The sequence below is a fragment of the Aurantiacibacter xanthus genome, from assembly GCF_003584015.1.
GTDB classification, from domain to species: domain Bacteria; phylum Pseudomonadota; class Alphaproteobacteria; order Sphingomonadales; family Sphingomonadaceae; genus Alteraurantiacibacter; species Alteraurantiacibacter xanthus.
Window position 1 is genome coordinate 1 of sequence record NZ_QXFM01000023.1, and the last position, 9,861, is coordinate 9,861.

The 9,861-nt window shown below is 66.8% G+C and carries 13 protein-coding genes, 1 tRNA gene and 1 pseudogene; 11 read left to right on the forward strand and 4 right to left on the reverse strand.

Features of this window, described 5'->3' with window-relative positions; genetic code table 11:
• Window positions 1-411, forward strand: a pseudogene (locus tag D2V17_RS21175) (hypothetical protein); the annotation flags it as partial.
• Window positions 412-414: 3 nt separating this feature from the next.
• Window positions 415-1,035 carry a MarC family protein gene (locus tag D2V17_RS03170; RefSeq protein ID WP_119591691.1) on the forward strand — a complete coding sequence of 207 codons (621 nt, stop codon included), beginning with the start codon at window positions 415-417 and terminating at the stop codon, window positions 1,033-1,035.
• 324 nt (window positions 1,036-1,359) lie between these two features.
• On the opposite strand, the gene D2V17_RS03175 is transcribed toward D2V17_RS03170, so the two are convergent.
• Together D2V17_RS03175 and D2V17_RS03180 are read right to left on the reverse strand one after the other, a co-directional pair.
• Window positions 1,360-1,965: an LON peptidase substrate-binding domain-containing protein gene (locus D2V17_RS03175; RefSeq protein ID WP_119591699.1), complete on the reverse strand. Its 606-nt coding sequence runs from the start codon at window positions 1,963-1,965 to the stop codon at window positions 1,360-1,362.
• A gap of 34 nt (window positions 1,966-1,999) precedes the next feature.
• Window positions 2,000-2,908, reverse strand: a complete 909-nt coding sequence (locus D2V17_RS03180; protein WP_119591692.1) for a tetratricopeptide repeat protein — start codon at window positions 2,906-2,908, stop codon at window positions 2,000-2,002.
• Between the two features lie 193 nt (window positions 2,909-3,101).
• Here D2V17_RS03180 and D2V17_RS03185 point away from each other — a divergent pair.
• Window positions 3,102-3,176, forward strand: a tRNA-Gly gene (locus D2V17_RS03185).
• A 160-nt stretch (window positions 3,177-3,336) separates the two neighbouring features.
• Here D2V17_RS03185 and pyk read toward each other — a convergent pair.
• A complete protein-coding gene (gene pyk, locus D2V17_RS03190) occupies window positions 3,337-4,797 on the reverse strand; it encodes a pyruvate kinase (protein ID WP_119591700.1) in 1,461 nt (486 codons plus the stop codon).
• 52 nt (window positions 4,798-4,849) lie between these two features.
• On the opposite strand from pyk, the gene D2V17_RS03195 reads away from it, so the two are divergent.
• The 8 genes from D2V17_RS03195 to D2V17_RS03230 all read left to right on the forward strand — a co-directional run bounded on the left by D2V17_RS03195 (window position 4,850) and on the right by D2V17_RS03230 (window position 9,335).
• A complete protein-coding gene (locus D2V17_RS03195; RefSeq protein ID WP_119591693.1) occupies window positions 4,850-5,161 on the forward strand; it encodes a DUF1244 domain-containing protein in 312 nt (103 codons plus the stop codon).
• A 93-nt stretch (window positions 5,162-5,254) separates the two neighbouring features.
• On the forward strand, window positions 5,255-5,491 hold the full coding sequence (locus tag D2V17_RS03200; RefSeq protein ID WP_119591694.1) for a DUF2312 domain-containing protein: 237 nt from the start codon (window positions 5,255-5,257) through the stop codon (window positions 5,489-5,491).
• A 68-nt stretch (window positions 5,492-5,559) separates the two neighbouring features.
• Window positions 5,560-5,907 carry a heavy metal-binding domain-containing protein gene (locus D2V17_RS03205; RefSeq protein WP_425453609.1) on the forward strand — a complete coding sequence of 116 codons (348 nt, stop codon included), beginning with the start codon at window positions 5,560-5,562 and terminating at the stop codon, window positions 5,905-5,907.
• Window positions 5,908-5,990: 83 nt separating this feature from the next.
• Window positions 5,991-6,737 (forward strand): YebC/PmpR family DNA-binding transcriptional regulator, encoded by a 747-nt coding sequence (locus D2V17_RS03210; RefSeq protein WP_119591695.1) that lies wholly within the window; start codon window positions 5,991-5,993, stop codon window positions 6,735-6,737.
• Between the two features lie 135 nt (window positions 6,738-6,872).
• Window positions 6,873-7,349, forward strand: a complete 477-nt coding sequence (gene ruvC / locus D2V17_RS03215) for a crossover junction endodeoxyribonuclease RuvC (RefSeq protein WP_119591696.1) — start codon at window positions 6,873-6,875, stop codon at window positions 7,347-7,349.
• A gap of 122 nt (window positions 7,350-7,471) precedes the next feature.
• Window positions 7,472-7,780: an antibiotic biosynthesis monooxygenase family protein gene (locus tag D2V17_RS03220; RefSeq protein ID WP_119591697.1), complete on the forward strand. Its 309-nt coding sequence runs from the start codon at window positions 7,472-7,474 to the stop codon at window positions 7,778-7,780.
• Between the two features lie 149 nt (window positions 7,781-7,929).
• Complete coding sequence (locus tag D2V17_RS03225; RefSeq protein ID WP_119591698.1) at window positions 7,930-8,280, forward strand: ArsC family reductase; 351 nt, start codon at window positions 7,930-7,932, stop codon at window positions 8,278-8,280.
• A complete protein-coding gene (locus D2V17_RS03230; protein WP_342767826.1) occupies window positions 8,259-9,335 on the forward strand; it encodes a glycerophosphodiester phosphodiesterase family protein in 1,077 nt (358 codons plus the stop codon). Before D2V17_RS03225 ends, D2V17_RS03230 begins: the two co-directional genes overlap by 22 nt.
• 128 nt (window positions 9,336-9,463) lie before the next feature.
• Here D2V17_RS03230 and D2V17_RS03235 read toward each other — a convergent pair.
• Window positions 9,464-9,861: bestrophin family protein (locus D2V17_RS03235; protein WP_281270529.1), on the reverse strand; the 398-nt coding region annotated here is incomplete at its 5' end.

Sequence of the window (9,861 nt, forward strand, 5' to 3'; positions counted from 1 at the left end):
AGCTTCGGGCGCTCGCGCACGGCGGAAGGCGTGATCGGCCGCTATGCCACCGTGTGGCAGCGCCGCCGCAACGGGTCTTATCAGTGGACTTACACCATCGGCACGCCCGATGTGCCGCAGCCTCCGCCGCGCGCACCCGATGTCGAGCCCGACGAGGACACGATCATCGTCGGCGCGCTGCAGGCGATCACCGCGCTTACGGCCGATTGCGAGCAGCGCGATCCGCGGCGCGATGGCCCCGCCAGGCCCGCCGAGGACAGCCCCGACGTGCTGACCCGCGCGAGCGACGGCACGCTGGGCTGGCGGGTGGACGAGACCGGGCCGGAAAGCTGGCGCATGGTGGTGGAATGGCAACGCGACGGGCAATGGCAGGAGGCGCTTGTCCTTACCGTGCCGGATAGCGAGGGCTAGGCGATGATCGAGCTGTTCATGTCGGCCTTCGTGACGCTGTTCGTCGTGATCGACCCGCCGGGCTGCGCGCCGATCTATGCCGGGCTGACGACCAATGCCTCGGCGGCCGCGCGCCGCTCGATGGCGATCCGCGCCTGTCTGATCGCGGCGGTGATCCTGCTCGGCTTCGCGCTGTTCGGCGAGGCTTTGCTGGCGGCGATGCATATCGGGCTCGACGCGTTCCGCGTGGCGGGCGGGATCATGCTGTTCCTGATCGCGCTCGAAATGGTGTTCGAAAAGCGCACCGAGCGCCGCAACGACCGGGCCGACAAGGTCCGCGAGGATCCGCAGCACGAGGACGTGTCGGTGTTTCCGATGGCGATGCCGATGCTGGCGGGGCCGGGAGCCATTGCCTCGATCATGCTGCTGTCGAGCAATGCGCAGGGCATCGAGGGCACGCTGGTGGTGCTGGCGGCGCTGGCGCTGGTGCTGGTGCTGACCCTGATGGCGCTGCTGGCGGCGAGCCCGCTGATGCGCGCGTTCGGCGACAAGGTGGAGGCGGTTGTTACGCGCCTGCTCGGCGTGCTGCTGGCGGCGCTGGCGACGCAATATGTGATCGACGGACTGCGCGCTTCGTTTTCTTGAAGTCGGCCCATCCGGGCCGACATCCTCGCGGCTGTTCCCTACACTTCGTTTCGGGGCCGCTGCGGGCGGGCGGTCGCCCTTGCCCTCGCTGCGCTCGCGTTCTGGCGTGGCGCATTCCCGCTCCACTCGTCGCCCCGGACTTGATCCGGGGCTGGGCTTGGTCCGCGCAGGAGAGCCAGCGCTCCCGACAAGTGGCCTTGCCCAGGCGACGGTGCGGAAAAACGCGAGCATAGCGAGCGCAAGCGCGACTGCGCGCCCGCAGGTGCCCCGGAGCGTAGCGGAGGGAACAGCACCGAGGACGCAGCCCCGGATGGGGCTGCGAAACTACTGCAAGGTTACATTCCCCTCGTCGGGGTCGCCCTTGCCGAAGAACTCCATCAGCTGCACCAGCAGGTCGCAGCGCACGCGCAGGTTGGGCGCTTCGAGCAGCGCCTGCTTCGCTGCCGCGTCGAACGGCGCGATCTGCGACACGCCGTTGATCAGCGACACATCGTCCAGCCGCGCCACCGAATCCCAGTCGATCTCGTAGCCCTGCAACTTGGCGAACTTGCGCGATTCGTACTCGAACGCCGCGCGCTCGCCGAGGGTGAGCATCTCGTCCTCGGGCTCCTCGATCAGCTCGGCCTCGATCTGGCGGAACGGGGTGGTCACCTCCAGCTCGCGCAGCAGGCGGAAGCGGCTCTCACCCGTGAGCAGGATGTTGTAGCGGCCATCCTCGCTCGTCTCGACTTCGGAAATGCGGCCCACGCAGCCCACATCGAACAAGGCCGTGCCCTCGTCCGGGTCGCTTGGCTGGATCATGGCGATGCGGCGATCACGCGCCAGCGCATCGCCCACCATCGCGCGATAGCGCGGCTCGAAGATGTGCAGCGGCAGGTGCAGCCCCGGATAGAGGATGGCCCCGGTCAGCGGGAAGATCGAGAGGCGCATCTTGCTCATCTGGCCCATTGCGGCCGCTCCCGGATCACCCGAACAGCAGCAGCGAGAGCTTGCGACGCTGGGCCGCGACCCAGGCATCCTCCAGCCCGACTGCCTCGAACAGCTGCAACAGCTTGGCCTTGGCCGCGCCGTCGCCATCCTCGGGCTCGCGGCCGATGGCGGCCAGCAGCGTCTCGGCGGCACCATCGCGGTCCCCGGCGGCAAAGGCGGCTTCGGCATAGGCGATCTGCGCGGCGGCATCGTCGGGACTGGCCTCGGCGGCCTGACGCAGGGCGGACAGCTCCTCGGTATCGACCTGCGGTCCGGCGAGCTCGAGCGCGGCCTTGGCCTGTGCCAGCGCCGGATCGTTCTGCACGGCCTCGGGCAGCTCGGCGAACGCGGCCTTGGCCTCGTCGGTCATGTCGGCGGCGAGCAGCGCGCGAATCAGGCCCGAATGGGCGGCGGCGTTCTCGGGCGCCATCTGCGCGATCTGCATGAAGATCGAGCCCGCCCGCTGGGCATCGCCGCTCGCCAGCACCTCTTCGCCCATGGCGAGCAGCTGGTCGATATCGGGCGCGGCCTCGTCACCCGGCGCGCCGGGCGTGACCGGCACCTGCGCGAGGATCTGGTCGAGCGCGCCCTTCAGCTGCGATTCGCTGCGCGCCGGGGTCAGGTCGGCCACCGGCTGGCCCTGGAAGATCGCATAGACCGTGGGGATCGACTGGACCTGGAACTGACTGGCGATGAAGCCTTCTTCGTCCACATTGATCTTGGCCAGCACCACGCCCTTGTCGGCATATTCGGCGCAGACTTTCTCCAGCACCGGGGTGAGCGCCTTGCACGGGCCGCACCATTCGGCCCAGAAATCGACGATCACGAGCTTGGTCTGGCTGGGTTCGACCACCTGTTTGCGGAATCGTTCGACCGCTTTCTGTTCGTCGATGTTGAGGCCCATGCTTGCCACTTTTCGTGCTCCCGTCGGCATTTTCAATGAGATGCCAATGTGGCCCTTTCGCGCGATTTGTGAAGGGCTGGCGGCGCAAATGACGGGTTCTGCAAAAAGGTGCATTTTTCTGCTTGCAGGGTCAAAAGGTCGCTGCTAGTTGCGCCGCTCCCCACCGGGGTTTCGACACCGGTAGCGCCAGTGAGCGGGCGTAGCTCAGGGGTAGAGCATCACCTTGCCAAGGTGAGGGTCGGGCGTTCGAATCGCCTCGCCCGCTCCATTTTCCTTCGACATGATCATTGCCTTCGGGCACCCGATGCGAGGCTGTAATGGCGTGCGGCTGCTCGCTTGCGGGCTGTGCCGATTCGGCCTTTGCGGGTGCGATCTTGCGGCGAATCGCGGGCCGACGGTGCCGTGCAGCACCGCCGGCGTCCTTGCGATTATTTTGCCTTCTTGTGCTTCACCAGTTCGTCACCGTCGATGGTGGCGATGTGCAGCAGGTTGGTCGCGCCCGACACGCCGAAGGGCACGCCCGCCATCACGATCAGCTTGGTCCCGGCCGAGCCGAAGCCGTGGCGCAGCGCCATGCGCTTGCCCTTGGCGATCATCTCCTCGAAGCTGCCGATATCCTTGGTGGCGACGGCATGGGTGCCCCACAGCAAGGAGACGCGCCGCGCCACCGCCATCGACGGGGTCAGCACCATCACCGGCACCGCCGGACGTCCGCGCGTCACGCGGCGGGCCGAATTGCCCGACCAGGTGAACACCGTGATCGCGCTCAGCTCGACGGTATCGGCGATGGTCATGCAGGCATGGCTGAGCGCGTCGGCCACCGTCGCATCGGGCGGGGTATCGAGGAAGCGCACGCGCTGCTTGTAGCCCTCGTCGTGCTCGATCTGGCTGGCGATGGCGTTCATCATCAGCACCGCCTCTTCGGGCCAGTCGCCCGCCGCCGTCTCGGCGCTGAGCATGACCACGTCGGCCCCGTCATAGACCGCATTGGCCACGTCGGAGACTTCGGCGCGGGTCGGGATCGGGCTTTCGATCATGCTTTCGAGCATCTGCGTCGCCACGATCACCGGCTTGCCGGTAAGGCGCGTGGCGTTGACGATCTTCTTCTGCAGCGGCGGCACTTCCTCGGGGTTCAGCTCGACCCCGAGATCGCCGCGCGCAACCATGATGCCATCGGCGGCGGCGATGATCTCGTCGATCCGGCGCACCGCCTGCGGCTTCTCGATCTTGGCGCAGAGCGCGCCCTTGTCGCCCATCAGCGCGCGCGCCTCGATGAGGTCTTCGGGGCGCTGCACGAAGCTGAGGCCGATCCAGTCGACCCCCTGCTCGATGGCGAAGGCGAGGTCGCGGCGGTCCTTCTCGGTGAGCGCGGGGATCGGAATTTCGGCATCGGGCACGTTGACGCCCTTGCGGTCGGAGATCACCCCGCCGACCTCGGCAGTGCAGACGATGGCCTCCGGGCTGGCGCTTTTCACGCGCAGGCGGATCTTGCCGTCATTGACGAGCAGCCGCTGGCCGGCCTCGATCACGCGGAAGATTTCCTCGTGCGGGAGTTCGGCGCGGGTGGCGTTGCCCGGTGTGGGGTCGCGGTCGAAGGTGAACTCCGCGCCGTGCGGGATCGTGGCGCGGCCTTCGGCGAACTTGCCGACGCGCAGCTTCGGGCCTTGCAGGTCGGCGAGGATCGCGATCGGGCGGCCGAACTCGGCCTCCAGCGCACGGATCTTGGCGATGGTCTGCGCGTGGAACGCGTGGTCGCCATGGCTCATGTTGACGCGGAAGGCATCGGCACCGGCGCGGAACAGTGCGCGCAGCACCTCCGGGTCTTCGGTGGCGGGGCCGGTGGTGGCAAGGATTTTCACCTTGCGGTTGCGGGGGGAGAATTTTGTCATCATCTGACGGCCTATCGCAGCAGAGCACGACAAGACAAGGACACATGAGAAAATGAGCGATACGCCCGATCCGCTGGACCAGCTGCCCGACGATGTGGCGGCTGCCGCTTTCCGCCGCCTGGTGCGCCATCTGCGCCGCCGCCACGATGCGCAGAACATCGATCTGATGGGGCTGTCGGGCTTCTGCCGCAACTGCCTCGCCGACTGGATTCGCGAGGCCGGATGCGAGGGCGACAAGGCCGCCGCGCGCGAACTCATCCACGGCATGCCGATGGGCGAGTGGAAGGACAGGTATCAGACCGAGGCCACGCCCGAGCAGCTCGCCCGGATGGAGGAGAGCCTGAAAAAGAACGCACAGGAATAATCGCGCAGCGTGTGATCCGGGCCTTCACCCGAGGGGGCAGGCTGGCTATCGGGGCTGCCATTATCGATTCTCGAACTTTGATGGAGCACCCCGATGGCCGAAGCCACTGACGACCGCCTGCGCCTGCTGATCGAGCGCATCGAGCGCCTCGAAGAAGAAAAGAAGGGCATCGCCGACGATATCCGCGACGTTTACGCCGAGGCCAAGGCGGTGGGTTATGACCCGAAGATCATGCGCCAGATCGTGCGCCTGCGGAAGATGGACCCCAACGACCGCAGCGAAATGGAAATGATCCTCGATACCTACAAGGCGGCGCTGGGCCTCGGCTGATCCGCCTTGCGACCGCTGCTGTATTGCGCTAGTAACACAGCAGCGACAGCTCGTGAGGAACCACAAGAATGGCAGGCCCCTGGAAAGACGCGCGCACGATTCCCGTCACCACCACGCCCACGATGGAAGGGCACCCGATCCAGGCCTATCTCGGCGTGGTTACCGGCGAGGTGATCGTGGGGGCCAACCTGTTCCGCGACATGTTCGCCTCTATTCGCGACATCGTCGGCGGTCGCGCCAATAGCTACGAGCGTGTGCTCGCCGATGCGCGCAGGCAGGCGATCGAGGAATTGCAGGCCGAATGCGGCTCGCTCGGCGGCAATGCCGTGGTCGGCGTCGACCTCGACTATGAGGTGATCGGCAAGAACGGCTCGATGCTGATGGTCTCGGCCACCGGCACCGCGGTGAAAATCTGATCGTGCTTACGGGTAGTTGATGGACAAGCGCCGCTGGTATAGGCGGCGCTTTCCTATTTCAGACGCACAAGCGACGGATCACCATGGCAGGCCATTCCAAATTCAAGAACATCATGCACCGCAAGGGTGCGCAGGACAAGAAGCGCTCGGGCCTCTTCTCCAAGCTCAGCCGCGAAATCACCGTGGCCGCCAAGATGGGCATGCCCGATCCCGAGATGAACCCGCGCCTGCGCCTCGCGGTCAACGCCGCCAAGGCGCAGTCGATGCCGAAGGACAATATCCAGCGCGCGATCGACAAGGCCTCGGCCTCGGACGGCGAGAACTACGAAGAGGTCCGCTACGAGGGTTATGGCCCCGGCGGCGTGGCGCTGATCGTGGAAACCCTCACCGACAACCGCAACCGCACCGCCACCAACGTGCGCACCGCCTTCTCCAAGAACGGCGGCAACCTCGGCACCGAGGGCAGCGTCCAGCACGGGTTCGAGCGCAAGGGCCTGATCGAGTATCCGGCCAGCGCGGGCGACGAGGAGAAGATTCTCGAAGCGGCGATGGAAGCGGGCGCCGACGATATCGAATCGAGCGAGGACGGCCACACCATCTGGACCGAGGCCGACCAGCTGCACCAGATCGCCAGCGAGCTGGAAAAGTCGCTCGGCGATGCCGAAACCGTGAAGCTGGCGTGGAAGCCGAACATCACCGTCGCCATGGAAGAGAAGGAAGCGACCACGCTCCTGAAGCTGGTCGACGCGCTCGACGATGACGACGATGTGCAGACCGTCTGGGGCAACTACGAGATCTCCGACGAGCTGATGGAAAAGCTGGCCGGGTGATCTGGCTCCCCTCCCGCTTGCGGGAGGGGTTGGGGGTGGGAATGGGCCTCTCAGGCCCACCCCGCTGCGACTAAGGCTCGCCGGTGGCTCGCCAAGTCTCGCGACCCTCCCGCGAGCGGGAAGGTTTTTGACGCTGTGATCATCCTCGGCCTCGATCCATCGCTCAGCTCCACCGGCTGGGGCGTGATCCGCTCGGAGGGCAGCCGGCTCAGCCATGTCGCGCACGGTCAGGTGAAAACCGCTGCCACAACTCCGATGCCCGAGCGGCTGGCCTGTTTGCAGGCCGAGCTGGCGCAGGTGATCGCGCGCTACCGTCCCGACCGCGCGGCGGCGGAGGAGATATTCCTCAACAAGAACCCGCAGTCGACCCTGAAGCTGGCGCAGGCGCGCGGGGCTGTGCTGGCGGCCTGCGGGGCGGCCTATGATGGCATGGGGCTGACGGTGCGCGAACATGCGGCGCGGGCGGTGAAGAAGTCGGTGGTGGGCACGGGGGCTGCCGAAAAACGCCAGGTGCAGGCGATGCTCAAGGTGCTGCTGCCGGGGGTGAAGGTGGTGGGCGCGGATGCCGCGGATGCGCTGGCGGTGGCCATTGCCGATGCGCATTTGGGGTAGCAGGCTTTTCTGACCCGTGACCCGCTCGTCCTGAGCTTGTCGAAGGACTGTCTTTGGTTCTTTGTCTGAGCCCAGGAAAAGCAGTGCTTCGACAAGCTCAGCACGAACGGAGGTTCTTTGACATGTACCTGGTCGTATTCCGCAACCGAAAACGCGCCGACATCGATCAGGCCGCCTATGCCGCCGAGGCCGACCGGATGGAGGCCATGGCCAGCCAGCAACCGGGCTATATCTCGTTCAAGGGCTATGTGTCGGATGATGGCGAAGTGGTAGCGCTGTCCGAATGGGCAAGCGAGGAGGCGGCGCGAAACTGGGGCCGTGTGGCCGAGCATCGCGCAGCGCAGGCCCGTGGGCGCGAGGCCTACTATGCGGACTACACCCTGTTCGCCTGCGACAATCCGCGCATCCACCGCTTCACGTCGCAGGACTGAGCGCGCTTTCCTACATGCGGCGGGTCATGTCATGCCGCTGCCATGACGCTTCGCCATGCCCTTTGCAGAGACTTTCGGAGCGCCGGTTTCGCGGCTCCGGTTTTCCCTCTAGGACAGTGTCACACCTGTAACACCTTGGCGAGAACCCCATGACCATCGACCTCTACGGCATCCCTAACTGCGACACCGTCAAGAAGGCGCGTGCATGGCTCGACGAGCAGGGCCTCGCCTACACCTTCCACGACTACAAGAAGGAAGGGGCCGACCCGGTGAAGGTCGAGCGCTGGATCGGTGCCGAGGGCATCGACGTTGTCCTCAACCGGCGCGGCACGACCTGGCGCAAGCTCGACGAGGGCGAGAAGGCCCGCGCTGGCGATGCCATCGGTGCTGCCGCGCTGCTGGTCGAGCATCCGAGCATGATCAAGCGCCCGGTGGTCGAGCATGACGGGGGCCTCTTGGCGGGCTTCGATGCGGCCAAGTGGCAAGAGGCCCTGGCGTGACGTGGGGCGTGACGTGGGGCGCGAAGTGGCTCGCCTGTCTCGCCGCGCTGATGCTGGCCGCGCCGGCCATGGCGCAGGATAGCGCGGTGCTGCTCATCGCCCATCGCGGGGCCAGCGGCGACCTGCCCGAGCACACGCTCGCCGCTTACGAGAAGGCCATCGACGACGGGGCAGACTACATCGAGATGGACCTCGTGCCGACCAAGGATGGCGTGCTCGTCGCCCGCCACGAGAACGAGATCGGCGGCACCACCGACATCGACCAGCGCCCCGCGTTCGCCAGCCGCCTCACCACCCGCACCATCGACGGGGTCGAGCAGACCGGCTGGTTCACCGAAGACCTCACGCTGGCCGAACTCAAGACCCTGCGCGCGAAGGAGCGCCTGCCGCAGCTGCGCTACGCCAGCTCGGAGCACGATGGCGAGTACGAAGTGCCCAGCTTCGCCGAGGTGCTGGCTCTGGTGAAGCGCAAGGAGGCCGAGACGGGCCGGACGATCGGCATCTACCCCGAGATCAAGCACCCCAGCTACTTCGCCGATATCGGCTACGACCTTCCCGCCATGCTGCTGGCCGAGCTCGACAAGGCGGGCTTGCGTCCCGGTGTGGACCCGGTGTTCATCCAGTGCTTCGAGGTGACCCCGCTGGTGCGGCTGAACCAGCTCACCGCGTTCCCGCTGATCCAGCTGGTTGCGCCCGAGGGCGGCCCGGCGGACATCGCGGGGCGGACCTATGCGCAGATGCTCGACGATGACGGGCTCGCCATGATCGCCACCTATGCCGAGGGGATCGACCCGGCGATCACGCAGGTGCTCAAGGCCGATGGCGCGCCGACCGGGCTGGTGGCGGCGGCGCACGCGCGCGGGCTGGCGGTGCATCCCTGGACCATGCGCCACGAAAACGCCTTCCTCCCGCCCGCCTTGCAGATCGGCGAAGACCCGCGCGGCGTGGGGGATGTGGCGCAGCTGTGGAGCCTGCTGGTGGCGGCGGGCATCGACGGTCTGTTCACCGACCACGCCGGAGAGGCCGTGCGCCTGCGGGCGGCTAAAGGGGAATGAGACGGAAAGCCCTTCCCCTTGGGGAAGGGTTGGGATGGGGGTTGCGCGCCAGCCAGCGTCGAGCCCCCACCCCCAGCCCCTCCCCAAGGGGAGGGGAGAGAGGTTGGAGCAGGCAATCGTCCCAGACTCTAACTGAGGTAGTAGTCGCGCGGGGCGAGCGGCTCGGGTGGCTCCTCGCCCAGATGCGGGGCGACGCTGATCTCGGCGGCGCGGCAGATCGCGTCGAGCGGCAGGGCATTGGGCGTCATGCCGAAGGGGTGGGCGAGGTCTTCGGTCACCTCGGCAAGCCCGAGGAACACATAGCCGACGATGGCCACGAACACCGGCGTCGACCATCCCACCGGCCCCACCAGCGCCAGCGGCAGAAGCAGGCAATAGAGGTAGGTCGTGCGGTAGATGAGCAGCGAGTAGACGTAGGGCAGCGGGGTGTTGGCGATGCGTTCGCACCCGGCCTGCGCCAGCGCCATGTTGGCGAGCCGCTCGGCCAGCGCCTTCGCGCCGAAGCCATCGAGCGCCCCGTCGGCGC